This is a genomic window from Paeniglutamicibacter sp. GQ140 (assembly GCF_059759235.1).
The window spans coordinates 125,793-151,017 of record NZ_JCAXDW010000005.1 but is presented as its reverse complement, the minus strand read 5'-3'; the positions used below and the strand labels follow the sequence as shown (position 1 = coordinate 151,017).

Sequence of the window (25,225 nt, the reverse complement as noted above, 5' to 3'; positions counted from 1 at the left end):
CCTTACGTCCTAGTTGCCCCGGCGCAAGGAACGTGTGGAGCGGAAGCCGTCGGCGGCCAGCACGACCAGGGCCAGGATGATGGGTGCGTAGGTGAGGGTGTCGCGGGCAAAAAGCTGTTCTCCCATCGCCACCGCTGCCACCAGGAGCAACACCGGTTCAACGTAGCTGAGCAGCCCGAATACCGACAGGGAGAGCAGGGAGGCGGCGCCCAGGTACAGGAACATGGCCACCGCCCCCAACACCCCAATGGACAGCACCGGCAGCAGGGTTGCCTCCGGCCCGCGGTCACCGGTGAGGATGAAATAGACGGCCAGGGGCGTGAGGAACAGGATCTCGAGCGTGAAGGCGGCATTGGACTCAAAGCGCGCGGCGCGCCGTGCAGCAAAGTACACGGGATACCCGAGGCAAATCAGCAAGGTGGGCCAGGCCAGGCCGCCGGCGAAGAGCAATTGGTGGCCCACGCCGAGAACCGCCAGGGCCACGGCGATTTTCTGTCCCCGCGACAGTCGCTCGGCGAAGGCCGCCCGCCCCACCACCACCATGACCAGGGGGAGCAGGAAGTAACCGAGCGACGTCGCCAATGCATACCCGTTCATGGGCGCATACATGAAGAGCCAGAGCTGGAGGCCCACCAGCGAGCTGGCCACGGCTCCGTAAACCAGCAGGCCGGGCCTGGCCTTGATGCGCCCGAGCAAGGCAACCATTTGGGCGCGGCGGCCCGGAACCAGCGCATAGAACGGGGCAACTATCAGCAGGGTCAGTACGATTCGCCACCCGTAGACCTCCGTGTGTCCGATGTCCCTCAGGGAACCGGAAATGAGGAAGATGGCTGCGAACAGCCCCGAGGCCGCCAGGGAGGCAAGAACGCCGCGATTCATCGATGACGCTCCAAAATAGACCGGGAACCGAGCACGGCCCTTAGTCTAGCGTCGATCAATAGGGAGGGAATCCCGCTGCTCCGCCGCGGACGCACGGCTTGGCCGACTGATGCAGCATTGCAGCCTCCTCGCTTCATGGAGTTTCGGGGTCACGGGAAGCGGCGGGAATGTCAGTCTTTCCAGCGAGCCTGAGACGGTCGCCGACCTTTACCACCCCTGTCCGGGGGACGCGGGTTTAGAGCACTACACGGTCCTAGACGCCGGCGGCGAATTCCGGAGCACCTCCGCCGCAGTGGACCGACTTGGCACGCGCACGGGAGCCAAGGCCTGCAAGCAGCACAGCAGCGGATGACAGCGGGGCCAGCACTGTAGCCGGTGGTAGTGGGTGGAGGGGGATACAGGCCTCCGGGCTAGACCTGAGCGTCGCATCACATGGTGCCCGGGGGCAGGGCTCGACTGGAAGTGGGGCCCTGGCCCTTTGCTATTCCGAGCATGAAGAACACGAGGACCAATTCGAGCGTGCCGAGGCCGAAATAGATGGCCTGCAGGAACGAATACTCGAGAATGATCGCCAGCTCCACGAACACCCAAATGATCATCCCGAATCCCGCAACGGCGGACCACAGCATGGATGAAGGGTGGTGTGCCCTCAGCAACGCGGCCGCAAGGCCCTGCGTACCGCCGACGACTACTCCCAGGATGATCCCGGGGACCATGAACGAGTCGAAGGGACTGCCCTGAAGGTATTCCAGGGGAACTCCCGCACCCTTGAAGACGATGGCCATCACGGCACCCGCGAATGCGGACAACGAGCCAAAGAGCAGGAGCACCAGGAGCGCGGTCCGCGTAGCACTGCCATTCATTCGCCCGATCCTAGTTCCTCCGGGGGAATCGCACCCAGGCGCGCACCCCACTCCCGCGCCCGGTGCTCCTCACCTGCGAGCAGATGGGTCGCCTTATCGACAAGGAAGCTCTCGGATTCGACAGCCAGTTCGAATCCCGAGGCCCGCAACAATCTCGATATGCCTCTGGACGCCCTGCCGGTCAACAGTGCCGCAGCATCGAAACGCGTGCCAAAGGCCGCTGCCCTGCCTTCGACACCGGAGAAGGAAGTCAGCCAATCGTGGATTCCCATGCCAGCAGAGTCGGGCTCAAGCGAAAGATCACCCGCGGAGCGAGTTACGGTGGTCCGTGCCGCGTTGCGGGTCGATTCCCGGCTCAAGCCGTGGGCATGCGTGGGTCCTCCCACGATGAGCAGGTCGAGTTCGGCGGGGTTGATTCCATTGGTCTTGGACACCGGCAGGGAGGGTACGTTACCTGCTGGGTCGATGCCGCGGGCAATGGTCTCGGCGACCTGTCGCGTATTGCCGTACATTGACTCGTTAACGACGATTGCGCGCATCTTTGCGTCTCCTGATCGATGGATGGGGGATGAAAGTGGCCTATCTTTGGTGCCCCGGCTGTGAACCTGAGGCCACAGCGGTTCGCAGGAGAACAATGATTTCCACGAGCACACCGAGGACACATCCGGCGATGGCCACCACAATCAGCACCCGTGTCACCATGCCCCAGTCGATGCCGGAGCTGCCGAAAGCGAAGGGAAAGAGCCTCCACAGCCGGGTCAGCACGGCCAACGCGAAGACACTGGTGACGATGTCTCCCACGGCCTTGACCCAGGCGATGTCCAAGACCAAATTGATGAAATTCACCACCGCGCCGGCGATCAATGCGGCCACCGCCACACCGATGACCTGTAGGGTGTCCTCGGTGAGGAACGGCAACGCCCGCCAGCCCGGCGAACCGGTGACTAGCAAGACCAACACGACATTCACCAGCATGGCGACGAGATAGCCTCCCCTGCGGGCCCCAGCGCGTTGTCGAACCTTCGGTCCCCGACTTGCCCGTCTCCCCGTGTCCCTGGCCATGAACACCATGGTGCTCGCGAATTGCGCCCGGCCACAGGGCCGAAGGTCATACCGGGGAGCGGTAGCTAAGGACATCGTCTCGGGCCCGGGCTTTGTGGCCCAAGCCGCCCTTGAAGCCTCGGACTCGGCCATGGTTCTCATGTGCAGCCCACCGGACGACGGAGGTGAGGTCGAGGTGCTCGCAGGCCACGGTGAGGCGTCGTCGGGGATGGTTGGCCGACGTCTGAAGCTGGAATCAGCGGCCGTTCGAAACGTTGTGTCTTCGGGCAGGCCGGAAGCCTTTGAAAAGGCATCAGGCTTGCTGGGGCCGAGGTACTCCAAAGGATACGGTCCTGCCCTTCTGGCACGACTGGGTACGGAAGACGCGGCCCAGGGAGTGCTGGTGCTAGTGCGGGGCAACGGCGGCATGTTGTACTCATCGGTGATTATCGAAATGGTCGCCGTCTTTTGTGCCCAGTCGGCCTTGTCACTAGAACTGGCAAAGTCACGCAAACTTCACGAACAACTGATCCTGTATACGGACAGGGACCGCATCGCCCAGGATCTACACGATGTCGTGATCCAGCGCCTCTTCGCCGCAGGATTGAATGTACAAAGTCTTGGCCGATTCATCAACGATCCGCAGGGACTTGCGCGCATCCACAACATCACCGATGAACTGGACGCAACGATCAAGGAACTGCGCGAAACCATCTATTCGCTTAAGGCCTATGCCGGCGAAACAGAACTCTTGAGCAGCCGAATTGTGAATGCCATCAGAGAAGTCTCCAAACCGCTTTCGTTTACGCCCCGCATTGTCTTGTCCGGGCCCCTCGACTCACAAGTCCCGCTGAATGTTGTGCAAAATTTGCTCGCGGTGGTGACTGAGGGCGTTAGCAATGCCGTTAGGCATTCGCAGGCCGACGAAATCGATGTCGCCGTGACCATGGACGATTCCAACTTGAGCATCACGGTCGAAGACAACGGTCGAGGAATTGTCGAACCGGCCAAGAGCAGTGGATTGGAAAACTTGGAAACTCGTGCCCTGAAGTTTAACGGAGTGTTTCAAATCGAAAGCGGAACCGGCCAGGGAACACGATTGTCTTGGTCCATTCCGTTGTCCCAGCATGGTCCTGCTCGAGTTCGAGCGACCTTTCCCGACGATTCGGCCAAGTAGCGAGTCGGGGCGGGGCTTATCTTCGTCCATCCGCAGCAACAGCACATCGTCAGGCCAGGGGGCGCCGTGCCCCCGGCCTGGAAGTCCACGCCAGATAGCCGCCCATGGCTCCCAAGGCTCCGACGCCACCGGCAAGCAACCTGTTTTGCCATGAATTGAATCGATCACGGTCGGCAGTTGTCAGATCACCGATTCCGCGAATGAAGGCGGCAAGGATCATGCCGGCCACGAGCCGATTTCCGATGCGTTCAGCCCTGGCAAGCAACGGCATGAGGTCATCGGAACGGAGTCGGACTTCGGGGCCGTCGTCGAGGTTGCGAAGCACATGCTCCAAGATTTCGGGCAGTTCTGCTCCAAAGTCCGCGGCGTCAAGTCCCCACTTCTTGAGCACGCCAGGTAGCTTGCGCGGATTGAGCCGTTCGAAGGCCAGCCTGCCGGCATACGGTTTGAGCGCCTCACCGAGATTGAACTCGGGATTGAGCCGAACGCCCATGCCTTCGGTCATCAAGATCATCTTTGTCAGCATGGCCAATTCGGTGGGTAACTGAAGACGATGCGTACGCAGGATGGTCAAGAGGGTAGTGACGAGGGCAGAGAGCTGTATTTCACCAAGAAGTTTCCCCTCGTACTGTCGAATGAAGTGTCCGATGTCCCGCACGAGCCGTTCCCGGTCTGGGATATTCGTATTGACGGAGAGCTGAATTAGGCGACGGGATATCCGGTCCGCGTCACTCCTGCTGAACGCGAAAAGGAGCTTGCCGAGTTGGTCTCGAAGACGGTCGTCCAACTCGCCGACCATGCCAAAATCGATCAATCCAATACGACCCGTTGCTTCAATAAATAAGTTTCCGGGGTGTGGATCTGCGTGGAAGAACCCGTCATCGAAAATCATCTTGGCGATTGCTCGTGTGGCTCGGTCGGCCAACTGGTCCCGCTCGACCAAGGGCATGGAACGTACCGCTTCATCATCGATCTTGAGACCGCGGATCCGTTCGATCGTCAGCACGCGGGAAGTAGTAGTCTCCCAAAATACTTTCGGAATATGGATACTTTCGTCTCCGGCAAAGTTATTGGCGAATCGTTCTGCGTTTTGGCCCTCTTTGAGGTAGTCCAATTCGGCCCGGAGTGTTGCCGCAAATGCTGCCGCTACCGACTCCACGTTGTAGTCCGCCACAACGGGCCAGTTACGGCTTGCCTGATGGGCCAGATTCTGCAGGATTTCAAGGTCTTCCTGCACCTGCGCGACTACGCCGGGCTTACGAACCTTCACGACGACAGCTGTGCCGTCATGAAGAGTCGCCGCATGGGCTTGGCCGATGGAAGCGCTGGCTAGAGGAACATCGCTGAAGTCTGCAAAGAATCGCTCGGGAGATGCGCCCAATTCCTGCGCGATCAGGGAACGGATGACATCCGAAGGAACGGGAGATGTACCATCTTGGAGCCTGGACAGCGCCGCAAGATAGTTGGGCGGAAGCATGTCCGGCCGTGTGGAAAGCACCTGTCCAAGCTTGATGAATGTGGGGCCCAGCTCTTCCAGAGCCTGGACCAAACGATCTGGATTGCCTAACCGGCCGGTCGATCCGGGTGCCGAACGCATGTGCAACCGCTCCAGGCCCAAGCCGGTCGCCAACGATTCCAAACCGTGCCGGACGAGGATTTCCGCAACTTCAGCGTAACGTTCAAAGTGCGTGGTCATGGCTTTCTCCAAGACTTGAGTGCTTCGGTCAGGCGCGGCAGAAACTGAGGACGGGAGCCCAAAACCAGACCACTAACATGTGGGACAGCGTAGCCCCGGGGGCGGCTGGGAGCATAGGGCGGGGGCAACTGCTCGCCGATCACCGCTGCACGGCCTCGCTGCAACGGTGAACGGCGGGACTGGACACGACGTTGGGTTCTAGACGCCTCTTGGTCCTGGTGTCGGTATAGATGTTCGCTGTTTGAGTAGGGAAACATGAATGAATCTCGTTGCCGGGACGGGGACAGCGATCGACTACGGACTCGGCTGTGCTCGGTCTCCGGAACAAGGCGATGAGGGCCTGAATGCTGGTGAAGTCCCAGCATCCCTTGCATGTGCAGGAAGGTCAATTGGACAGTGCATCGATACGGTTCTTGCACCCCCGGTTGCCTCGCCGCATTGAAGTCGCGACCACCATTCAGGAAGTGTCCGGGGGCTAGAGGTGAGTGGCCTCGCTGATGGCTCAGTGGGGGCCGACGGTGCATTGGAATACCCGGAGGGATAGGTCGACAACGGTGCGCTCAAGATGGCGGTTGGTGAAGTCCTGGAATCCGGGTGCGGGCGCATGACGCTGCCGGCCGGCGAGGCTGTGCAGGGTTTCAAAGTTGAGGGCAGTCTTGTTGGGGTGATCAGTTCGGTGTACGTCACCAGTTCGGCCGGCAGCGTGACGCGTCCCAACACTGCGCATTTTGGCGCAATGAAGCGGAAGCTTTGTGGCGGTATCGACCGGGGGGTCCGGCGGTGGGAAGTGGTGGGTGCGTTTCATACATGCGCATCGCGACGACTAGGGCTGCCGCGGCGCTGAGGGTGGCGGCCATCCAAATGGCCGCGTGCAGGCCCAGCAGGTCGGCAACGATTCCGCCGGCGATGGCTCCGACGGCGTATCCGAGGTCGCGCCAGACCCGGTAGACGCCCACCGCCCGTCCCCGCCAAGCGGGGTGTGCGACGTCGCCGACGGCGGCCAGCAGCGTGGGGTAGACCATGGCGGTTCCCGCCCCGAGCAACACTGTTCCGGCCGCCCACCCTCCAAAGCCGCTTCCGAGCGCGATGAAGGCCAGAGCCCCGGCCTGGGCCAGCATGCCGGCGGTGATGAGGTGCTTGCGCCCAATCCGGTCCGAGAGGGCCCCGGTGAACATCTGGCCAATGCCCCACACGCCGGGATACAGGGCGAAGAGCAGGCCGATCTGGCTGGTGCCGAAGTCCGCAGTGGCGAACAGGATCGGGAACAGGCCCCAGGAAAGTCCGAAATTCAGGTTGTTCACCAAGCCGGCCAGGCTCGCCGAAGACAAGGCCGGTTCCCGGAAGCTGGCCAGGGCAAACACTTGGCGGTTGGTCAGGTCCGAGTCCATGCCATGCCTCGCGGAGGTGCCTCGGAAGGCAATGTTTCCGGCATCCAGGAGGGCGTGCGGGCGGGTCTCGCGGACGAACACCCCCGACAGCAGCAGTGCCAGCGCGGTGTAGGCGAGGCCCAGGAGGAAGGGTGCGGGGCGCAGCCCGTATTGCCCGGCGAGGTATCCGGCCAGCATGGAGGTGGCGGCAACGGCCCCGTAGCCGGCGGCCTCGTTCAGGCCCATGGCCAGGCCTCGCTGGGCCGGACCCACCAGGTCGATTTTCATGATGACGGTGGTGGACCAGGTCAGGCCCTGGTTGATGCCCAGCAGCACGTTCGCGGCGATGACCCAGCCCCAATCCGGGGCAAGGATGAGCATCAGCGGCACCGGGATGGCGACCAGCCAGCCGGCCAACAGCACGGGCTTGCGCCCGTAGCGGTCCGAGAGGGTTCCGGCGAACCAGTTGGAGGTTGCCTTGGCAATCCCGAAGGCCGCGACGTAGGCGAAGAGGAACGTGTATCCGCTGAGGCCGAATTCGGTGTGGGCCAGCAGCGGCAGGACGGTTTGCTGCTGCCCGACCATGCCACCAACCAGTGCGTTGACCGCGACGAGCAGGGCGAACTGGGCCGCGTTGGCGCGCAGGCCCAGGACGGGGAGGATCTTGGTGGTGGACGGCTTCATGCGCGGGCTCCTGGGGTGCCGGGGTTGGAGGGGAAACACGGCGAGGAGCCGGTGGCTAGTGGGCTTCGGTTGCCGTGGTGGTGGTGGCGGGCGAGCCCATGGTTGCGCGCCGCAAGGGGCAAACGGGGATTGCGAACCAGCACAGGGCCGCAACGGCAGCGGTTGCGCCGGTGGTGATGCCCAGGATGAGGTTGGCCGGTGAGGGCAGTTCCTGGACGAGGACGAAGACGCCCATGGCCAGGACGAAGAAACCAAAGCCCTTGCGCAGGGCCGCTTCGGGGATGCGTCCGGCCAGGCGGGAGCCGAGGAAGGAGCCGAGGATCGCGGCGGCCGTGACCCCGCCGACCAGTGCCCAGTCCAGGGTGACGGTGGTGAGGTAGCCGCCAAGTCCGGCGAAGGACTTCATGGCGATAACCACCAGCGAGGTGCCGACCGCGACGGGCATCGACAGGCCGCCGAGCAGGGCGAGTGCCGGGACGACGAGGAAGCCGCCGCCGGCGCCGACGAGCCCGGTGACCATGCCCACGATCAGGCCCTCGATGATGACCTTGAATACGGGCAACTCGGCGTCGTGGGTGGCGCCGGTGTGGTTCTTGCGGCCGCGGATCATGGCCAGGGATGTGGCGACCATCATGAGCGCGAAGGCGATCATGAGGATCGTTCCGGGGATGTGGCCCCCGAGCAGGCCTCCGCCGAAGGCCCCGGCCATGCCGGCGGCCCCGAAGACCAGCCCGGTGCGCCATTTGACGCGCTTCTTGCGGGCGTGGGTCACGGCGCTGACGGCGGAGGTGGCACCGACGACGAAGAGCGAGGCTGCGATGGCTTCCTTGGGGTTCATGCCTGCAACGTAGGTGAGGATCGGGACGGTGAGGATGGACCCGCCCCCGCCGAGCAGGCCGAGCGAGAGCCCGATCAGCACCGAAAGCAGGAGGGTGAGTACGAGGGTGAGGGTCATGGAGGTGGCCTTGTCTGGGGAGGGGGCGTGCGGGGTGGCGCCGGCGCGAGCTTTTAGGTGACGGGCAGGCCGGCGCGTTGCCAGGCGATCATGCCGCCGGCCATGGTGTCTGCGGTGAATCCGGCCCCGGTGAGGGCGTCGGCGACGCGGGCGCTGCGGTTGCCGCTGCGGCAGATGACGATGACGGGGCGGGTCCGGTCGAGCTCGTCCAGGCGGGTGTTGAGTTCGCCCATGGGGATGTGGAGGGCGCCGGGGATCATGCCCTCGGTGATTTCGAAGTCTTCGCGGACGTCAAGGAGCTGGTCCGTGGGGCGTCGCTGGTCGGTGTCGGTAATGGTGATTTCTGGCATGGTCTGCTCCTTCGGGGCGTGTTCAAGCGGTGCGGGGGGTGGTTTCCGGGCCCGGATCAACGCGATCCGGGCCCGGAAGCCGGGAGGGACCCGGTGGGCCAGGGGCCTACCGGGTGTGTGCTACGACTTCTTGGGCGGAAGCTGGGCGAGCACCGATGCGCGGGTCGGTTCGTTGCCGGTCTTGTTCCACGGCATCTTGGCCAGGGCCTTGCCCATGGCGCAGGTGTTGGTTGCCGCGGAGAAGGTCAAGCCCGCCCCGATGACCCCGGCGACGGTGCGGATCTGCGGGGAGAGGAACCTGCCCCCGGCCAGCCCGGCGATCACCAGGGAACCGGCGGCCATGCGCACCTGGCGTTCCAGGTCCCAGCGTTTGGAACCTTCCACGGTCCGGCCGCCGGCCTGTTTGTAGGCCGGGACGCCGCCGGCCAAGACATGGGCGTTGCCGAATCCGACTGACGCGAGGTTGGTCTTGGCTTCGGTGGCGCGCACGCCGGATTGGCAGACCAGAACCACCTTGGTGTCAAGCCTCGAAGCGAGTTCCTCGGTGTGTTCGGCCAACAACGGGAGGGGGACGTTGTATGAGCCCAGGATGTGCAGGGATTCGAATTCGGCGGCGGAGCGCACGTCGAGCACCACGACGTCGGAGCCGGCGGAAATCCAGTCCTTGAGTTCTTCGGGGCTGGTGGTCTGGGGAACGGGGTTCATGGCTTGTGGGCCCTTTCTGCCGGGCATGGCGCCCGGCCGGTCCCGCATCCGGAAAGGAAAATGAGGGACCGGAAATACGTAGGATCTATGGTTGAGGGAGGGGCGGGCGAGGACTTAGGCGTTTTGCATTTGCTTCCAGTCGGCCCAGCCGGCGTAGCTGCCCTCGAGCTCGACTACGTCGAACCCGGCACGGCGCAGCGTGGAGGCTGCCACGGAGTTGCGGACCCCGGACTGGCAGTAGCTCACGATCGCGCCGGCGGACGGAAGGTTCTCGGTGTTCCAGAGCACCCGTCCGGCGTTGAGCTGTTCGGAACCCGGCACGTGCCCGGCGGCGTGCTCGGTCTTGTTGCGCACATCCAGCAGCAGGGCGGCATCGAACCCCGCCAGCTCGGCCGGGGAGACCGTGCGAGGCACGTAGACCGGCAGGCCGTCCAGGGACGTGATGTATCCGGCGACCTTGTCGATGCCCACCCGGATGAGATGGTCCCACATCTCGGTGGCGCTTTCGCTGTTCGGGGCCAGCAGCACCAGCGGGCGCTGGTCGGTTTCCGGGTCCACGGCCCAGGCGCCGTAGCTGGCGGCCTTGGTGCCGGCCGGGATGTTCAGTGCCCCTGCGGCGGTGCCCTCGTGGACCAGGGTGTGGTGGCGGGTGTCGACCACGCCGATTTCGTCGCCGGCCAGGGCGGCGGCGACGTCCTCGGTGGCCAGCTCGGCCAGCGGTGCGCGGTCGCCTAGGACGGCCGGACCCTGGCGGTTTTCGCGTTTCATGCGGCCGAAGTAGGCATGGGCGTCGGGCTGCCCGTCAAGTAGGGCCTCGACGAAGCCGGCCTCGTCGTTTGCCTCCAGGTAGGGGCCCCACCACGCGAAGTTGCGTTCGTAGCCGACAGTGGAGGAAGGGATCGCGCCCAGCGCCTTGCCGCAGGCGCTGCCGGCGCCGTGGCCCGGGTAGACCTGTACGTAGTCGGGCAGGGTCAGGAACTTGTTCTTCAGGGAGCTGAACAGGTCGTGGGCCCCGGCGAAGCGGGTGTCGGTCCCGCCGGCGGCCTCGTCGAGCAGGTCCGGGCGGCCCAGGTCGCCGGAGAAGACGAAGTCGCCCGAGAGCAGGAAGCCAGGTTTGTCGCTGAAGGCGCCGTCGGTAACCAGGAAAGAAAGGTGCTCGGGGGTGTGCCCGGGGGTGTGCAGTGCGGTGATGGTGATGTTGCCTAGCGTGATGGTGGACTGGTCGAGGAGGCGTTCTGCCTCGAACTCGTACTGCCAGTCCGTCCCGCCCTCGCCCGAGACGAAGAGCTTCGCGCCGGTTGCCGCGGCCAGTTCCCGGGTGCCCGAAAGGTAGTCCGCGTGGATGTGGGTCTCGGTGACGGCAACAATCTTCATGCCGTTTCTTGCGGCGAGGTCCTGGTAGACCTGGATGTCGCGGCGGGCGTCCACCACGAGGGCTTCACCCTTGGCCTGGCAGCCGATGAGATAGCTGGCTTGTGCGAGGTCTTCGTCATAGATGCGTTCCAGAAGCATTGGTTCTCCTTGTTGTCGGTCGTGGTTGGTTCACCTGCCCGTGATACCCCTAGGGGTATACGATTCATTTCAAACAATAATACCCCTAGGGGTATGCGTCAAGTCATCCATCGTCCGGACCCTGGGATCGCTTGCCCAGCAAAAAGCGGCGCTCGGCGCCATTCTCGCTGGCGCCGAGCGCCGCGCGGCATGGTGCGGCCGGGGCCTATCGGCCAAAGAGGCGCGCGAGGAACCCGCCTTCCTTGCTGGAGACTTTCGGAGCACTTGGATCGCAGGAGCAGCGCTCATTGCGCGGCACATGTGCCATGACCTGCTTGACGTGCTGGCCGCATCCGGCCCAGGTGGTTTTCTGGCACTTGTGGCATTTGGTCGCTCGACACATGGGGTGGTTCCTTCGGCTTGGGGTTGTAGGTGGAGGCTCGTCCGCCCCCTCGGTGGTTGTTCGGGGTGCATACCCTTGGGGGTATTTAGATTCCGCTGTCGATGTTACCCCAGGAAACCCCCGGGGGTATATAATTGAGTAAATGACTACCCGGGAGGTACCCATCATGGATCTTGAAGTGGACACTATGAAGCCCGTCATCAACAGGCTCAAGCGCGCCCAAGGCCAGCTGAACGCGGTGATCCGCATGCTGGAGGAAGGCAGTGACTGCCGTGCAGTTGTCACCCAGCTTTCCGCGGCGTCAAAGGCCATCGATCGCGCCGGGTTTGCCATCATCGCCACCGGACTGGAGCAGTGCCTCAAGAGCGAGGACCCCTCGGCAGACCGTGCCGACATGGAAAAGCTGTTCCTCTCCCTGGCCTAGCCCCGTCTATCCAGCGGCCACTCTCCGTGGGTAGTATCCCGCGGGAATCTGGCCGCCCTGTATCACTCATGCACGAACGGAACAGTGTGGCGGTTTCGTAACCACCAAGGAATCACTATCTGCCGCCAAGCGGGCCCTAGCGATCAGAACCGCTCTCCATCTCCCAGCTACCGTGCACTGAGTGCAAGCATTCCCTGAGATTGCTTTATCAATTGACCCATAAACCGCCAAGCTGAGGATATCGACACGGTGGATCGGAGCAGGAATCGTCCCGAGGCTGTACTCCGACAAATCTTGCTGCCAACCGGCGGCCCGCTAGATTGGCAGCAGGCGGTTTCAGTCTCGATCATTGCAGGAACCGGACCGTGAAGTTCCTCAGCCTGCGTCTGATTTCTTCAGTCCGGCGGAGCGGACCAAACCCAGCCGCGAATCCTGGGCGTGTCCTCCAAATGTCAGCGATGGGAGTACCGTCCATGACTAACATGGCTCGGTAGTGCTCCGCCAATTCGACGGAACCCTGCCCCCTCGTCGGCGAGATTTCCGAATGCGATATGCGTTCGGGGGTTTGATCCGTTGCCCGGTGCGTTTTTCTGTTCGTCGCTTCAACTGACGATGGCCTATCTCATCTTGGTTGAAGTCACCAAGGGTTGGTTCTTGTCCAGATCGGAGCGCAGGGCACCAGCAAGCTGCAAACACGGACACCCCACCGTTTGGATCGGCTGCTATCTCGGTTCGGCGTTGCAGGTTCCCCGGGCCGGGGAAGGGGGGACCTTGGGCAGCCTAGGCAATCGGCAATAGCGCGGCGGTGGCAGCAACAATGACACGTGCTTCATCGGTGGGAATGACGAGAACAGGAATCGATGAACCTGCAGAACTAATCAACCGGGGCCCCGTTGCGCCGCTCTGGTTGGCGGAATCGTCCAGTTTGATTCCCAGCGGGGCCAGCTTGCCGAGAACCAACGAACGGAAGGAACTGGAGTTTTCACCGATGCCGCCGGTAAAGACCAGCACGTCGGCGCCGCCGACGGCCACATGGTACCCGCCGATGTACTTCGCAAGCCGGTAGGCGGCGATCTCCAGGGCCAGGAGAGCCTTGGCTTGGCCCGCTTTGGCCGCCTTTTCGACCGAACGCATGTCGCTGGTACCGCACAAGGCCTGCAGCCCGGACTTCTGGTTGAGAAGTTTCTCGATCGCATCGGCATTGAGCCCCCGACGCTGGAGGAACAAGATCACGGAGGAATCGAGGTCCCCGCACCGGGTTCCCATGACCAGGCCGTCCACGGGAGTGAATCCCATGGAGGTATCGATGCTCCGGCCTCCGCGAACTGCGGTTATCGACGCGCCATTGCCCAGATGGGCGACGATGCCGTCGAGTTCTTCGGAAGGGATCCCGAGAAAGTTGGAGGCTTGGGCTGTTACAAATTCCAGGGATATTCCGTGAAACCCATAGCGTCGGATTCCGTGGTCCAGGTAAAGGTCGTCCGGTATGGCGAAGCGCCAGGCAGACTCAGGCAAGGTCCGGTGAAATGCAGTATCGAAGACGCCAACCTGAGGGATGCCTGGCCACATGGCGGCCGCCGCCCGGACGCCGGCGACGTCTTGGGGAGTGTGCAACGGCGCCAGATGTGCCAGCTTTCCCAGTTCCGTGATGACTTCTTCGGTAAGCACGGTGGGTTCCGTGAAGAGTCCTCCTCCATGGACTACGCGATGCCCGATGGCATCGATTGTCTGGCCAGCCAAGGCCGGAATTATCCGCTGGTTTACTTGGCGGAGTGTCCGGCTATGCACGCTTGGGTCTTCGAAACCGGCGAGATTTTCGAACTGTCCGGCAACCAGAACGGTGGACTGGTTCGCGGGGCTCCGTTCTTGCAGCCGATGCAGCTGGAACTTGATCGACGACGAGCCTGTATTCAAAACCAATATGAGCAAGTGTCTGTCCTCCGATGACGACGACTCGCGAGCCATGGTGGTGATCGCTGGAGTGGCCCGATCGCCACATTCAGATTTTCGTCGATACACAGATCATGGCACTGAACGGATTCGGCCGCCAGAAGCGCTCCGGATGCCGATCGAATTCGTTGTGTTCCGGTGCGAAGGTATTGCGGTGCATCATGTGACCTTTCGTTGAGGCCGGTTTTCTCCTGCACCGAGGCCAAAGCCGCTGGATGCGCGGCGTGCCCCCATGGCTTGCGGGTTCTGCCTCATTCGACCCGCCGGAATCACAAGCATGCGCCCCTCCGATCGTCCACACCGGCCGACGCGGGGAAATACCTCCTAGACCTCGAGCCTGCGCCGGATGAACGAGGAGAGCTGGTCGACAAGGATGATCAGCACCAGGACCACCACGATCTGGGTGGCCATCGCGTCGAAGCGGAACGACTTGATGGACTGGTTGATCAGCAAACCGATGCCGCCGGCGCCGACCAGGCCCAGGACCAGCGAGGAGCGCACGTTCACGTCGAAGCGGTAGAGCAGCAGGCCCACGAACTGGCCCAGGGCCATGGGCAGTGCTGCATGGGTGACCTGCTGGAGGCGCGAGGCCCCCGCGGTGGCCAACGCCTGCTGGGGGCCGGCATCGGTTTCCTCCATCGACTCCGCCCACAACTTTCCCATGACCCCGGTGTTGTGGCAGATCAACGCGAGCACTCCGGCAAAGGGGCCAAGCCCCACGGCGGTGACGAAGATCAGTGCGAAGACGATGTCGGGCACCGCCCTGAAGAAGGAAAGGATGGCGCGGGAGAGCTGGTACACGACCCGGTGCGGGGTGGTGGTTCGCGAGGCAAACACCGCCAGCAACAATGCGGTCGGGATGGACAGGGTGGTGCCCAGCAGCCCGATCCACAGCGTCACGGTGGTCGCCTTCAGCGCCGGGGCCAGGACCGATTCCCAGTCAAGGTCCGGCGGGAACGCGTCGGCCAGGAAGGAGGCCATGCCCTCGGCGCCGGTGACAAGTGCCGACACCTCGAAGTCGGTGCCGCGCAGCGCGAAGACGTGCAGCACGATGAAGACAGCGATGGCCGCGAGGATCGAGGCGATCCGCCACCCGGCGCGGGGAACCGGGGGAACCGAGAGGGTGGGGACGGGCGTGCTCATGCGGCTGCTCGATTCGGGGTGTAGAGGCGGGCCTGCATGGAGGCATCGAGCCCGGAGATGTCCCCGGAGTATTCGATGCGGCCATCCACCAGCCCGATGACGGTGTCCGCGTGGCGCAGCGCCAGGTCCGGCTGGTGCAGGACGGCGGCCACCGCCAGGTTTTCCGCGTGGGCGAGTTCGGCCAGCAGGGCCATGACTTCCTCGGCCGCGCGCGGGTCGAGCGCGGAGACCGGCTCGTCGGCCAGCAGCACGCTGGCGCGCTGGCACAGGGCGCGGGCAACCGCCACGCGTTGTGCCTGTCCTCCGGAAAGCCTGCCTGCCTTTTCGTGGGCGCGGTCGGCCATGCCGACGCGGGCCAAGGCCGCCATTGCTTCCTCCTTCAGCTCGCGGGAGAAGAACATCGGGCTCACGGAGGCCGGGCCGCGCAGCCGGCCCAGGGCGCCGGCGCACACGTTTTCCAGTGCCGTGCGCCGCGGGACCAGATGGATCTTCTGGAACACCATGGCCACGCCGGAGCGAGCCCTGACCAGTTCCGTGCCGCGCAGCGTGGAGAGATCGGTGCCCTCCAGCGTGATGGATCCGGACTCGGGGGTCTCCAGGCCCATGACGCACTTGAGCGTGGTGGACTTGCCCGAACCATTGGCGCCCAGGAACGCCACCACGGAGCCGCGGGAGAGGGTAAAGTCGACCCCGTCCAGGACGGTGCGCCCGCCAAATGACTTGGTCAGGTTCCGCACCTGCATGATTTCCCCGCCGGCCGGCGGGGCCGGATGCGGTGCACGATCCGGCAGCCGTAGCGTCGTCATCAGATGTCCTTTTCGGTCAGGCCCATGGTGTCGGCGAGGTCGAAGAGCGGGTTGTAGGTTTCCTTGGTGACGGGGATCAGGGGACCGGCGGGGGTGACGTCGAGGAACTTGCCCACGGCCTCGATATCCGCCGGGGCGAGGTTCAGCAGCGCGTCCTTCACCGCGGTCTTGAAGGCCGGGTCGGCGTCGGCGGAGACCGTGATGGGGTCGTTCGGAATGGCCTCGCTCTTCCAGACCTGGCGGAATCCGGCCGGATCGAAGTTGCCCGAATCGATGGCGCTGGCCAGGGTCTGCGAGTTGATCTGGGCCGCATCGACGGTGCCCTTGGTCAGGGCCAGCAAGGCCTCGGGGTGGCCGCCGGCATAGTTCATGTTCAGCTCGTCCTCGGCGATGCCGGCCTTTTTCAGGCCCAAGCGGGGCAGCACGTCCCCGCTGGTGGAGCCGACCGAGCCCAGGGCGAGGTCCTTGCCGCGCAGGTCGGCCAGGTCCTTGATCGCCGAGTCCTTCGGAACCCAGATGCCGGCGGTGTAGGTGGAGAGCTTCCCGTCGGCGGTGCCGAAGGAGACCAGCGGCTCGGCGTTGGCCTTGGTGGAGGCGAAGACGTAGCCCATGGGGCCGAACTGGCCAATGTCGAGCTTGCCGTTGCGCATCGAAAGCACCTCGGCGGCGTAGTCCTCGACCACCTGGACCTCGACCTTGCAGTCGAGCTTTTGGCCCAGCGAGGCCGCGAGCACCTGGTAGGCGGGTTCGAGCTTGGAGGGGTCCTCGAAGGGCTCGATGCCGAACTTCAGTTCCCCGTCGGGGCAGAAACCGTTGGTCTCGGCGTTGGCCGGGGCCTGCGCGGTGGAACATCCGGCGAGGGTGAAAGCGGCAACGGCCGCCAGGGACAGGGCGAGGGTGCGCGGGATTTTCATGGGTGGAGGTTCCTTAGCGGGTGGTGGTGGCGGTGGTCAGGGGCCGTGCGGCGAGGTTGGCCTCGGCCAGGCCGAAGGAGAGGGTCATGCCGATGCCGCTGGTCACGGACACCAGCGTGATGGCCTCGGCGATGTCGCGGACCAGCACGGGGGCGACGTCCGAGGAGGCATAGATGCCCTGCCAGCGTTCGGCCACGGCAAGGGAATCGACATCCAGCACCCGCGCCGCGGCCCGCAGCAGCCGGTCGGTGGTGTTCTCGGCGAGGAAGGGCGGCTGGGCCAGGTCGTAGGAATGCGAGTCCCCGAGGAGCAGGGTGCCGTCGGGCCGCTGGGTGAACATCACGTTGGCGCCGATTTCCAGCAGCTCGGGGCTTGCGGCTTCGACCTCGGCGCGCAGCGCCGGTGCCGAGGGCATGCGGGTGAAGGCGTCGTAGCGCAGCATCGAGGTAGCGGTGAGCACCGCGGGAACGATGGTGGTGCTTTCCGGGGCGGGGGCCGAGGCCATCTGCAGGGCACAACGGGTGATCCGGTGTTCGGCGGCAAGGGCCGGGAACAGGTGGTCCACGTCGTGGCCGACGCAGATGAAGACCTGGTCCGCCTCGTAGGCGCCGCGGCTTGTTTCCACCCGTGCCTTGCGACCGGTGCCGGCCCCGAAACCCAGTGCCGTGGTGTTGAAGTGGACCGCCGCATCGTCCTGGCCGTTGAGCCAGGTTGCCAGGCTGCCCACGGTGGTGCGGGGGTCCACGCGCAGGTCGTCGGCGAGAAAGGCGCCGCCGCGGATGCCATCGGTGTTCTCGCGCCCCAGCCGCGCCCGGACTTCCTCGGCGCCGAGCACGCCAACCTGCCCCTCGGGACGGGATGCGGAGAATTCGCGCAGCACCTGGAGCTCGGTCTCGGTGGAGGCAACCACCAGGGCCCCTGACTCGATGGCCCAGAACCCCGCCTTGGCGGCGAAATCCAGCCAGTGCCTGCGGCCGGCCTGCGCCATGTCGTAGATCTCGCCATGCTGGGCGGTGATGCAGGCGTGGCCGAAGTTCCGGATCGAGGCGCCCACCGCACGGTGGTCGCGTTCGATGACGGTGACGCTCAAGCCCGCTTGTTGGGCGAGCGCGGCATGGGCCAGGCCGATGATGCCTGCGCCGACGACCAGGAGATCGGTGGTTGCCACCGGTTCTGCGGTGGCCTCGGAATTCGTTTCGAAGTTGTTCACGGCATTGATGTTTGCCGCTCACCGGTCGCGTTTTCAAGCTGGAACGGCACTTGTCCAGACAAGTTCACCCATGGTTCATTTGGCGATGGTTCCCGTCATGACCTGTTCATTTGTGGTTCACCCAAATTCCCGAAATGCCGCAGGATCCACTTATATGCTCAAGTACGTGCCCCCAACATTCGATGAACCCATCCACCAGCGTCTCAGCGACTTGTTCCGCGAACGGATTTCCTCCGGCGAGTGGAACGAAGGCAGCCCGCTGCCCAGCGAGGCGGAGCTTTGCTCGCAGCACGGTGTTTCCCGTGGAACCGTCCGCCAGGCCCTGGCGAGCCTGCGCGGCGAGGGCCTGATCTCCGGCGGCCGCGGAAAACCCCCGGTGGTCGCCCGCCCCGTCCCTTCCCAGTCGTTTGGCACGTTCATGTCCTTTACCGAATGGGCCCATTCCCTGGGCATGGAACCCGGGCAGCGGACGCTGGAGGTCGCGCGGCGCCCGGCGGGCGAGGAGCTGGCGGGAAAAATGTCCCTTCAGCCGGGCGAACCGGTCATCCAGGTCCTGCGACTGCGCCTGTTGGACGGGGCCCCGACCATGGTGGAACGCAGCAACTTCACCGCGGAGGTGGGCAAGGCGCTGTTCGACTTTGACACGGACAGCGGGTCGATCTTCGGTTACCTGACTTCCCTGGGTGTGGACCTCAGCCGGGGCCGGCATGTCATCGATGCCGTCGCTGCCGACGAGACGGATGCGTCCCTGCTGGAAGTTGCCGCGGGCTCGCCGCTGCTGCGCGAGCGCCGGCTGACCTACGGCCGAGACGGACGGATTCTTGAGTGTTCGGATGACCGCTACCTGCCGCATCTGGCGAACTTCGTCATTGAGAACACCCGGCAGTCCAAGGCGGCCATGGCACGCATCCCGCAGGTCGCGTGAGAATCGAACAAACAACCAAAGGAGCAAAAATGATTGAACTTGTCGTGTTGGACATGGCGGGAACCACCGTCGATGAGCACGGAATCGTCTACCGTGCCCTCGAGGATTCGGTCACGGACACCGGAGCCAGCGTGGATGCCGCCGACCTGCAAACCTGGATGGGGGCGGACAAGACCGAGGCCATTGCCGCCTTGATGGAACTCGGCGGAATCACGGCGGACCCGGAACTGGTGGCCCGGCAGTTCGACCGCTTCCGCGCCCTTTTGGCGGAGCGCTACGAGGCCAACCCGCCGGTCGCCCTTCCGGGCGTGGAGGATGCCTTGCGCCAGCTCAAGGCCAGCGGCATCAAGGTCGGCCTGACTACGGGTTTTTCTCGCGATGTTGCGGCACCGATTCTTGAAACCCTGGGCTGGGGGATTGGCGAGGGCCAGTTGCTCGATGCCGTGGTCACCAGCGACGAGGTCGCCGCGGGCCGGCCCGCACCGTACATGATCCACAGGGTCATGGAAGCCACCGGCGTGCGCGATGTGCGCGGCGTCGTGGCCGGCGGCGACACGGTGGTCGACCTTCTGGCGGCACACAACGCAGGCGTGAATGGGCTGGGGGTCCTCACCGGGGCGCTGCGCCGCGAGGACCTTGAACAACACCCGCACAGCTGGGTGTTGGACGGCGTCAGGGATCTTCCCCGTGTTCTCGAATCCGCACTAGTCAGCCACCAATAATATCGTTTTGGTAACAGCGCCCTGGCGGCCATCGCGGCCTTCGGGGCGCTTTTTGCCGCGTGATTAACTTTTTTATGTGCTCTGACTAGTGCATATGTGTTCCGGTTGGGTCCCCGGCTTGACGTGGCCCCGGGGTGGTGCCGTACGGTCTTTGAGTAACGTTTTTATAACAGCGTGTTGTGAAGGCGTCACCCCTACCGCCGAGTATCCCTCGTTGTCCATTGCGGCGGTAGCCACTCGAACGTCGATTGCGACGCCGGACAACGCCGCCAAGATGGTCCTGGACGACCTATGCGGAGGATGGCACTGGAGAAACATGATCCAGCAAAATACCAAGAGCAAGAACGTTCGTCGCGGCGCAGCAACCGTTGCCGCACTGGCCCTGGCCGGGGGCACCATGGCAATGTCGGTGGCACCTGCATCCGCAGCCAGCACCAGCACCTGGGACGCACTGGCACAGTGCGAGTCCGGCGGAAACTGGTCGATCAACACCGGCAACGGCTACAAGGGCGGCCTGCAGTTCTCTGGCTCGACCTGGAGCGCCTTCGGCGGCAGCGGAAGCGCCGACAACGCATCGAAGTCCGAGCAGATCCGCGTTGCAGAGCGCGTGAAGGCCGCCCAGGGCTGGGGCGCATGGCCCGCCTGCTCGGCCAAGCTGGGACTTTCCGGCGGCAAGGGCTCCGTAGCCAAGACCTACGAGTCCGCCCCGAAGAAGGAAACCGTGCAGAAGTCGAACGAGTCGAGCTACAAGTCGTCTTCCACCAAGACCTATAAGACCAAGTCGGTCCCCGCCAAGAGCTATGCCTCCAGCGGCAAGCGCGCGGCTGCCCCGGAGGCCAAGGCACCGGCCATCAGCGTCAACGTCAAGGACTCGGGCAAGGACTACACGGTGAAGGCCGGGGACACCCTGTTCAAGATCGCCCAGGCCCAGGGCCTGAACAGCTGGCAGGACCTGTACTCCCTGAACCAGGACGTCGTGCCCAGCGCAGACCTCATTTTTGTCGGACAGTCGCTGGACTTGCCGACCAAGTAGACCGGTCCCTCGCAAGAGCGGACGAACGGCCAGGAGGGCTGTTCCGCAACCAACCCCCAAGTGGCTGCGGAGCAGTCCTTTTGCGTGTCCGCCGGACCTTGTCCGATCCAGAGACCCCGCCGGACTAGGCGAATGCAAACACCGGCGGGAAAACCAGCACCACGACGGCTGCCCACGCGCCGTAAACCGGCAGATAACGCGTCTGCCAGCGCTCGAGCGCCGAGAACTCGCGCCTGCCGCGCAGGAAACCCGCGGATAGCCAGGCGGCCCGCGCCAGGTGCACCAGCAACAGCAGGTTCAGTCCGAGCGCCGCGACCTTGTTCGCGCTGAACCCGAACTCCGCGATCCTGGCCAGCATTGCCGCCAGCATCACCGCATCCACGGCCAATGCCGCGCCAACGAGGACCAGCTGCAGGGCATCGAAGAATCCCGGCGGCGAGAGCGGATCGCGGGCGGACAGCGAGTAGAGCAAGAGGCAGAGCACCAGCACGAGGATCGCGTCCATGAGGATGAGCAGGTCGCGGTCGACGTCGACCAGCCCTCCGGCGGTGGTGAGCACGACCAGCATGGCCAGCAACATGGCAATGGTCAGGGGCGTGAAGACACGCGTCAGCACCGGCGCAATGTTCTCGATGACGTCCTGCTTGGCCTCGACCAGCCACGCGGCAACCACGAGTGCCCCCGGGACGGCGAAGGGCAGGATCCACTCCTCCAGCACCGGTTCCAGGTCGAGGCCGACCAGCTGGAGCACGGCGAAGGTGAGCCCGATGAGCACGGCGCCGCCGAGCCCCAGCAGCGTGAAGTAGATGGCGAATTCTCCGGTGAACCTCACGAAGTCCATGCGCCTGCCATCTGAGCGCCATCGCCCGCCGACGTAGGCCACCCCCGCCAGCAGCCACAGGATCACCGGGGCGTGCAGCGCTGCGAGGATCAAGGTGGAGCCGCCGGGCGCAAAGGGGTAGACGTTGATCACCAGGGCCAGCACGACGAAGGGAACGAGCAAGGCAATCACCGTGCGCGCGGTGATCCGCCGCTTCCAGGCGAAATACGCGCCCACGAACGGGAAGACCAGCAGGCCGAGGTTGCGCACCAAAACGTCGTCCTCGCCCAGCCAGGTGAATCCCGCCTTGAGCGCCAGCCCTGCGCAGACGGCCAGGGACAGGACCACGGCAAGCTCCCGCCAGGGAGTGGAGCCGGTGTCCGGAGCACTGTCCGGCAGCAGGACGAGCTGCATCCACAGCCGCTCGGAATGCTCCCGCGCGAATTCGCGTGAGACCGCATCAAGGTTGCCCATGCGCTTGATCGCCACCAGGAAGGCCTCCTCGTCGTCGAGCCCGCCGGCCCGCCGATCGGCGATCTGCTCGCGCAGGTGGTCCTCGAGCTCATCGAGATCCGCGGGGGAGATGGCCTGGCGCCGGGCAACGTACCCGCGCCATTGGCCGATCTGGGCCTCGAGCCCTGAATGCGCCTCCACTACGCCCACCCTGCTTCCGCTGCGGGTGGGCGCTGCGCGGTGTGCCACACCTGCCGCAGCGCCTCGGCGACGACGGTCCACTGCCCGTGCCGCTCGGCCAGGGCTTCGCGGCCGGCCTCGGTGATGGAGTACTGCTTGCGTCGCCGGCCTGCCTCGGAGATGCCCCAGTCCGATCGCAGGTAGCCTACCCGCTCCAGCCGATGCAGCAGCGGGTAGAGCATTCCGTCGGTCCACTGCATGTCCCCGCCGGAGAGCTCGCTCACCCGCTTGATGATGGCGTAACCGTGCAGTTCGCCTGATTCCAGGATCCCCAGCACCAGCGGGGTCGCCGATGCGGCGACAAGGTCCTTGTCGATGCGCACGATGCCTCCTATACATAGATGTACAAGGTATTGAACGCCGGGTGGCCCGTGAATGCAAGTGGAACGGTTCAAACCGGCGCCGGTCCTCCGGTATCCCCGCTTCTAGCCCCCTTAACGGCGCAGGTCCCGCTCGTCCATCCTCGAGATGGGCGAACGGGACCTGCGCTTTGGAGCGGGCGAGCCGGACAGGCCGCCTATGGCCGGTCCGTGAGGACTTCCAGGGCCTGGATTGTTGCGATGGCATCGGTGTTCATGTCCTGGGACGGGCCGTTGAGGTAGCGCTCGAGCGAATCGTCCATGGCGTTGATCCAGCGGGTGTGGTGGACCTCGGCCATGGTTCCGGTGATCACCGAGCGGTGGGCCTTGTCGCGGTAGCCCAGGATATCCTCCGACTTGTGGCGCATCCAGTCCTTGAAGAGGGTGCTTACAGCGTCGAGGTCGAATTCCGGGTAATCGGTTGCCTTGATCAGCTCCCGGACGTACTCGGTCTGGAAGTCGGCTTCGGCATCATGGTCTGCCAGGGCGGCCTGTGCGTCAAGCCAGGACTGGATGTCGGCGGCCCGGTCCGCGGCGGAAGGCAGCTGGACTTTGCCGGTCATGACGTCGCGGGCAAACCAGGCCTGCGCATCGAACATGTTGAAGGTGTAGTACTGGTCCTGCGCGCCCAGGTAGAACAGGTTGGTGTTCTGCTGCCATACGACGCCCTTGTAGAGGTTGCCCGGGTACAGGACGTTCGGGGAGTTGACCGCGAGGTCCGAAGGCAGGAACGGGTACTTGTGCAGGTATCCGGTGCACATGACGACCGCGTCGAACTCGCCGGTCGTTCCGTCGGCGAAGTGCGCGGTGGAACCCTCGAAGCGGGTGACCAGCGGGCGCTCGACGGTGGTCGAGGGCCAATCGAAGCCCATGGGGCCGCTGCGGTAGCTCAAGGTGACGGATGCGGCGCCCATCTTGTGCGCCTGCATGCCGATGTCCTCCGCGGAGTAGGAGGAGCCGATCATCAGCAAGCGCTTGCCGCCAAAGCGCTCGGCGCCGCGGAAATCATGGGCGTGCAGGACCTCGCCGGGGAACGAATTTATTCCCTCGAAGTCCGGGACGTTCGGCGTTGAGAAGTGGCCGGTGGAGACGACCAGCTTGTCGAAAACGTAGGTCTTGGATTCCCCGGTCTTCACGTCCTGGCTGAAGAGCGTGAACTCCTCGGTTGCCTCGTCGTAGTTGACCCAGCGGACCGCGGTGTTGAAACGGATGTACTTGCGGACGTCGGATTTCTCGACGCGGCCCGATATGTAGTCGAAAAGGACCTCGCGCGGCGGGAACGACGAGATCGGCCGGCCGAAGTGCTCGTCGAAGGTGTAGTCGGAGAACTCCAGGCATTCCTTGGGCCCATTGGACCAGAGGTGGCGGTACATGGAGGAGTGGGCAGTTTCTCCGGATCCGTCCATCCCCGTGTGCCAGCTGTAGTTCCACTGGCCGCCCCAGTCGGACTGCTTCTCAAAGCAAACAATTTCGGGCATGTCCGCGCCCTTGGTGCGGGCTGCCTCGAACGCCCGCAGCTGCGCCATGCCGCTGGGTCCTGCTCCAATGATTCCGACTCGCAAACTCATGCTTTTCTCCTCATTCCGGGGCCGAATAAACTACCAGTGGCTAACGGCAATTCGGGACCGCGCCAACTCGGGGCAACAACGGGATATGCAACCAGCAGACGAGGCGAAACCCTCCTCCGATTACGAGGTTCGGCGCTTCATGCGCCGCCATGTCACTTGCTCCCGGGCCTCGATCCCCGCCAAGGGAGAGGCGCCGCAATAATGGAAGAAGACCTGCAGATAGCGGTCATTGCGGTTCCGAATGAACCAGCGTTCGGCCCCATGTGGGTGGGCTGATTCTCTCTCCATGACAGCAGAGGTCGAGAAAATAGTCAAATCGAGCGACATGATATTGAGTACATAAGCACTTTTATTGTTCTGCATTAATGGCTAAATAATTGAATATCTATTCTCTAAATATTCCATTAAATTTCCGGCAGCCATCCGTTCACGGAGACTCCGATTCGGACGTCGTTCCAGTGGTCCCGTGGTGTCTTCGGGTCAGGACCCTCCAATGAATGGCCCGCAGGCAGCGAGGCGGTGCCGTTCGGGATCCGGTCGGAAGGTCCCAAGCCCCGTTGCCGCGAAATTACCGCGCCGCCAGCAGCGTGTCCAGCCGCTCGTAGCCCTGGGTGATGCCGTCTTCCATGCCCGAGGCGGCCATGCCGTCCCGGGCCTCGATGGTCGGGTAGACCGAGTGGCCCACCAAGCGGCAACGGTCGCCCTCCAGCGCCTCGAAACGCATGTAGTCCATGGCGACAACGTCGGGCTGGCCGTCGTATTCAAAGGTCTGGATGGCGATCTCGTTTTCGCGGATGGTGTGGAAGACGCCGGTGAACCCGTAGGTGCCGGACTCGTTGGAATGGGTGTACTTGTAGGATCCTCCGCTGTTGAAATCGTAGGTGTCGATATCCATTTCCATGCCGTACGGCCCAAGCCATTGGGCCAGCAGGGCAGGGTCGCGGTGCGCCTCGAACACGGCGGAGACGGGGAAATCGAATTCCCGGGTGAAATCAATGAAGGGGGTTCCTTCGGGAATGCTGAGGTTCAGGGGGTTGCTCATGATGG

26 protein-coding genes are annotated in these 25,225 nt (G+C 64.1%); 5 read left to right on the top strand and 21 right to left on the bottom strand.

The window, feature by feature from the left end; all coding sequences use genetic code 11:
- Window positions 1-9: 9 nt before the first annotated feature.
- The 4 genes from rarD to AC6CHY_RS09115 all read right to left on the bottom strand — a co-directional run bounded on the left by rarD (window position 10) and on the right by AC6CHY_RS09115 (window position 2,717).
- The gene (rarD, locus tag AC6CHY_RS09130; protein ID WP_217388488.1) at window positions 10-879 is read right to left on the bottom strand and encodes an EamA family transporter RarD; all 870 of its coding nucleotides are present in this window, start codon (window positions 877-879) and stop codon (window positions 10-12) included.
- Window positions 880-1,307: 428 nt separating this feature from the next.
- Window positions 1,308-1,742 (bottom strand): hypothetical protein, encoded by a 435-nt coding sequence (locus AC6CHY_RS09125; protein WP_217388489.1) that lies wholly within the window; start codon window positions 1,740-1,742, stop codon window positions 1,308-1,310.
- The gene (locus AC6CHY_RS09120; protein ID WP_217388490.1) at window positions 1,739-2,281 is read right to left on the bottom strand and encodes a flavodoxin family protein; all 543 of its coding nucleotides are present in this window, start codon (window positions 2,279-2,281) and stop codon (window positions 1,739-1,741) included. Before AC6CHY_RS09120 ends, AC6CHY_RS09125 begins: the two co-directional genes overlap by 4 nt.
- A gap of 40 nt (window positions 2,282-2,321) precedes the next feature.
- Window positions 2,322-2,717, bottom strand: a complete 396-nt coding sequence (locus AC6CHY_RS09115; protein WP_217388491.1) for a hypothetical protein — start codon at window positions 2,715-2,717, stop codon at window positions 2,322-2,324.
- A gap of 85 nt (window positions 2,718-2,802) precedes the next feature.
- Here AC6CHY_RS09115 and AC6CHY_RS09110 point away from each other — a divergent pair, with 85 nt between their 5' ends.
- Entirely contained in the window at window positions 2,803-3,960 is a 1,158-nt protein-coding gene (locus tag AC6CHY_RS09110) for a sensor histidine kinase (protein ID WP_217388492.1), read from the top strand.
- Window positions 3,961-4,009: 49 nt separating this feature from the next.
- On the opposite strand, the gene AC6CHY_RS09105 is transcribed toward AC6CHY_RS09110, so the two are convergent.
- From AC6CHY_RS09105 to AC6CHY_RS09075, 7 genes are all read right to left on the bottom strand, one after another.
- Window positions 4,010-5,656 (bottom strand): ABC1 kinase family protein, encoded by a 1,647-nt coding sequence (locus AC6CHY_RS09105; RefSeq protein ID WP_217388493.1) that lies wholly within the window; start codon window positions 5,654-5,656, stop codon window positions 4,010-4,012.
- Between the two features lie 683 nt (window positions 5,657-6,339).
- Window positions 6,340-7,707 carry an MFS transporter gene (locus tag AC6CHY_RS09100; protein ID WP_254455959.1) on the bottom strand — a complete coding sequence of 456 codons (1,368 nt, stop codon included), beginning with the start codon at window positions 7,705-7,707 and terminating at the stop codon, window positions 6,340-6,342.
- Between the two features lie 55 nt (window positions 7,708-7,762).
- Window positions 7,763-8,662 (bottom strand): sulfite exporter TauE/SafE family protein, encoded by a 900-nt coding sequence (locus tag AC6CHY_RS09095; protein ID WP_217388494.1) that lies wholly within the window; start codon window positions 8,660-8,662, stop codon window positions 7,763-7,765.
- Window positions 8,663-8,715: 53 nt separating this feature from the next.
- Window positions 8,716-9,012 carry a rhodanese-like domain-containing protein gene (locus tag AC6CHY_RS09090; RefSeq protein WP_217388495.1) on the bottom strand — a complete coding sequence of 99 codons (297 nt, stop codon included), beginning with the start codon at window positions 9,010-9,012 and terminating at the stop codon, window positions 8,716-8,718.
- A 120-nt stretch (window positions 9,013-9,132) separates the two neighbouring features.
- Complete coding sequence (locus AC6CHY_RS09085; protein ID WP_217388496.1) at window positions 9,133-9,717, bottom strand: rhodanese-like domain-containing protein; 585 nt, start codon at window positions 9,715-9,717, stop codon at window positions 9,133-9,135.
- Between the two features lie 114 nt (window positions 9,718-9,831).
- A complete protein-coding gene (locus AC6CHY_RS09080) occupies window positions 9,832-11,229 on the bottom strand; it encodes an MBL fold metallo-hydrolase (RefSeq protein WP_217388497.1) in 1,398 nt (465 codons plus the stop codon).
- A 205-nt stretch (window positions 11,230-11,434) separates the two neighbouring features.
- Window positions 11,435-11,611 carry a DUF8730 family Cys-rich protein gene (locus AC6CHY_RS09075; RefSeq protein WP_498226567.1) on the bottom strand — a complete coding sequence of 59 codons (177 nt, stop codon included), beginning with the start codon at window positions 11,609-11,611 and terminating at the stop codon, window positions 11,435-11,437.
- Between the two features lie 166 nt (window positions 11,612-11,777).
- Between AC6CHY_RS09075 and AC6CHY_RS09070 the strand changes: the two genes are divergently transcribed.
- Window positions 11,778-12,035, top strand: a complete 258-nt coding sequence (locus AC6CHY_RS09070) for a metal-sensitive transcriptional regulator (RefSeq protein ID WP_217388722.1) — start codon at window positions 11,778-11,780, stop codon at window positions 12,033-12,035.
- Window positions 12,036-12,815: 780 nt separating this feature from the next.
- On the opposite strand, the gene AC6CHY_RS09065 is transcribed toward AC6CHY_RS09070, so the two are convergent.
- From AC6CHY_RS09065 to AC6CHY_RS09045, 5 genes are all read right to left on the bottom strand, one after another.
- Window positions 12,816-13,964 (bottom strand): acetate/propionate family kinase, encoded by a 1,149-nt coding sequence (locus AC6CHY_RS09065; protein WP_217388498.1) that lies wholly within the window; start codon window positions 13,962-13,964, stop codon window positions 12,816-12,818.
- Between the two features lie 345 nt (window positions 13,965-14,309).
- Window positions 14,310-15,128: a phosphonate ABC transporter, permease protein PhnE gene (phnE, locus tag AC6CHY_RS09060; protein WP_217388499.1), complete on the bottom strand. Its 819-nt coding sequence runs from the start codon at window positions 15,126-15,128 to the stop codon at window positions 14,310-14,312.
- Window positions 15,125-15,934 (bottom strand): phosphonate ABC transporter ATP-binding protein, encoded by an 810-nt coding sequence (locus AC6CHY_RS09055; protein WP_217388500.1) that lies wholly within the window; start codon window positions 15,932-15,934, stop codon window positions 15,125-15,127. Before AC6CHY_RS09055 ends, phnE begins: the two co-directional genes overlap by 4 nt.
- Window positions 15,934-16,848 carry a phosphate/phosphite/phosphonate ABC transporter substrate-binding protein gene (locus tag AC6CHY_RS09050; RefSeq protein ID WP_217388501.1) on the bottom strand — a complete coding sequence of 305 codons (915 nt, stop codon included), beginning with the start codon at window positions 16,846-16,848 and terminating at the stop codon, window positions 15,934-15,936. The genes AC6CHY_RS09055 and AC6CHY_RS09050 overlap by 1 nt, the downstream gene beginning before the upstream one ends.
- 13 nt (window positions 16,849-16,861) lie before the next feature.
- A complete protein-coding gene (locus AC6CHY_RS09045) occupies window positions 16,862-18,058 on the bottom strand; it encodes a TIGR03364 family FAD-dependent oxidoreductase (RefSeq protein ID WP_217388502.1) in 1,197 nt (398 codons plus the stop codon).
- Between the two features lie 166 nt (window positions 18,059-18,224).
- On the opposite strand from AC6CHY_RS09045, the gene AC6CHY_RS09040 reads away from it, so the two are divergent.
- From AC6CHY_RS09040 to AC6CHY_RS09030, 3 genes are all read left to right on the top strand, one after another.
- On the top strand, window positions 18,225-18,983 hold the full coding sequence (locus AC6CHY_RS09040; protein WP_336245062.1) for a GntR family transcriptional regulator: 759 nt from the start codon (window positions 18,225-18,227) through the stop codon (window positions 18,981-18,983).
- A gap of 29 nt (window positions 18,984-19,012) precedes the next feature.
- Window positions 19,013-19,705 (top strand): phosphonatase-like hydrolase, encoded by a 693-nt coding sequence (locus tag AC6CHY_RS09035; RefSeq protein ID WP_498226566.1) that lies wholly within the window; start codon window positions 19,013-19,015, stop codon window positions 19,703-19,705.
- 316 nt (window positions 19,706-20,021) lie between these two features.
- A complete protein-coding gene (locus AC6CHY_RS09030) occupies window positions 20,022-20,738 on the top strand; it encodes a LysM peptidoglycan-binding domain-containing protein (protein WP_217388505.1) in 717 nt (238 codons plus the stop codon).
- Window positions 20,739-20,862: 124 nt separating this feature from the next.
- Here AC6CHY_RS09030 and AC6CHY_RS09025 read toward each other — a convergent pair whose 3' ends face one another.
- The 5 genes from AC6CHY_RS09025 to AC6CHY_RS09005 form a co-directional block, all read right to left on the bottom strand.
- On the bottom strand, window positions 20,863-22,212 hold the full coding sequence (locus AC6CHY_RS09025; protein WP_498226565.1) for a permease prefix domain 1-containing protein: 1,350 nt from the start codon (window positions 22,210-22,212) through the stop codon (window positions 20,863-20,865).
- A complete protein-coding gene (locus AC6CHY_RS09020) occupies window positions 22,212-22,574 on the bottom strand; it encodes a PadR family transcriptional regulator (protein WP_217388507.1) in 363 nt (120 codons plus the stop codon). Before AC6CHY_RS09020 ends, AC6CHY_RS09025 begins: the two co-directional genes overlap by 1 nt.
- A gap of 194 nt (window positions 22,575-22,768) precedes the next feature.
- Entirely contained in the window at window positions 22,769-24,178 is a 1,410-nt protein-coding gene (locus AC6CHY_RS09015) for a trimethylamine monooxygenase (protein WP_498226564.1), read from the bottom strand.
- Between the two features lie 120 nt (window positions 24,179-24,298).
- Complete coding sequence (locus AC6CHY_RS09010) at window positions 24,299-24,541, bottom strand: hypothetical protein (protein ID WP_498226563.1); 243 nt, start codon at window positions 24,539-24,541, stop codon at window positions 24,299-24,301.
- A 205-nt stretch (window positions 24,542-24,746) separates the two neighbouring features.
- Window positions 24,747-25,220, bottom strand: a complete 474-nt coding sequence (locus AC6CHY_RS09005) for an SRPBCC family protein (protein WP_498226562.1) — start codon at window positions 25,218-25,220, stop codon at window positions 24,747-24,749.
- Window positions 25,221-25,225: the final 5 nt, after the last annotated feature.

Coding starts and splice junctions, on each gene's coding strand:
- rarD (WP_217388488.1), bottom strand. CDS start 879: ATGAATCGCGGCGTTCTTGCCTCCCTGGCGGCCTCGGGGCTGTTCGCA.
- AC6CHY_RS09125 (WP_217388489.1), bottom strand. CDS start 1,742: ATGAATGGCAGTGCTACGCGGACCGCGCTCCTGGTGCTCCTGCTCTTT.
- AC6CHY_RS09120 (WP_217388490.1), bottom strand. CDS start 2,281: ATGCGCGCAATCGTCGTTAACGAGTCAATGTACGGCAATACGCGACAG.
- AC6CHY_RS09115 (WP_217388491.1), bottom strand. CDS start 2,717: ATGCTGGTGAATGTCGTGTTGGTCTTGCTAGTCACCGGTTCGCCGGGC.
- AC6CHY_RS09110 (WP_217388492.1), top strand. CDS start 2,803: ATGAACACCATGGTGCTCGCGAATTGCGCCCGGCCACAGGGCCGAAGG.
- AC6CHY_RS09105 (WP_217388493.1), bottom strand. CDS start 5,656: ATGACCACGCACTTTGAACGTTACGCTGAAGTTGCGGAAATCCTCGTC.
- AC6CHY_RS09100 (WP_254455959.1), bottom strand. CDS start 7,707: ATGAAGCCGTCCACCACCAAGATCCTCCCCGTCCTGGGCCTGCGCGCC.
- AC6CHY_RS09095 (WP_217388494.1), bottom strand. CDS start 8,662: ATGACCCTCACCCTCGTACTCACCCTCCTGCTTTCGGTGCTGATCGGG.
- AC6CHY_RS09090 (WP_217388495.1), bottom strand. CDS start 9,012: ATGCCAGAAATCACCATTACCGACACCGACCAGCGACGCCCCACGGAC.
- AC6CHY_RS09085 (WP_217388496.1), bottom strand. CDS start 9,717: ATGAACCCCGTTCCCCAGACCACCAGCCCCGAAGAACTCAAGGACTGG.
- AC6CHY_RS09080 (WP_217388497.1), bottom strand. CDS start 11,229: ATGCTTCTGGAACGCATCTATGACGAAGACCTCGCACAAGCCAGCTAT.
- AC6CHY_RS09075 (WP_498226567.1), bottom strand. CDS start 11,611: ATGTGTCGAGCGACCAAATGCCACAAGTGCCAGAAAACCACCTGGGCC.
- AC6CHY_RS09070 (WP_217388722.1), top strand. CDS start 11,778: ATGGATCTTGAAGTGGACACTATGAAGCCCGTCATCAACAGGCTCAAG.
- phnE (WP_217388499.1), bottom strand. CDS start 15,128: ATGAGCACGCCCGTCCCCACCCTCTCGGTTCCCCCGGTTCCCCGCGCC.
- AC6CHY_RS09055 (WP_217388500.1), bottom strand. CDS start 15,934: ATGACGACGCTACGGCTGCCGGATCGTGCACCGCATCCGGCCCCGCCG.
- AC6CHY_RS09050 (WP_217388501.1), bottom strand. CDS start 16,848: ATGAAAATCCCGCGCACCCTCGCCCTGTCCCTGGCGGCCGTTGCCGCT.
- AC6CHY_RS09035 (WP_498226566.1), top strand. CDS start 19,013: ATGATTGAACTTGTCGTGTTGGACATGGCGGGAACCACCGTCGATGAG.
- AC6CHY_RS09030 (WP_217388505.1), top strand. CDS start 20,022: ATGATCCAGCAAAATACCAAGAGCAAGAACGTTCGTCGCGGCGCAGCA.
- AC6CHY_RS09015 (WP_498226564.1), bottom strand. CDS start 24,178: ATGAGTTTGCGAGTCGGAATCATTGGAGCAGGACCCAGCGGCATGGCG.
- AC6CHY_RS09010 (WP_498226563.1), bottom strand. CDS start 24,541: ATGCAGAACAATAAAAGTGCTTATGTACTCAATATCATGTCGCTCGAT.
- AC6CHY_RS09005 (WP_498226562.1), bottom strand. CDS start 25,220: ATGAGCAACCCCCTGAACCTCAGCATTCCCGAAGGAACCCCCTTCATT.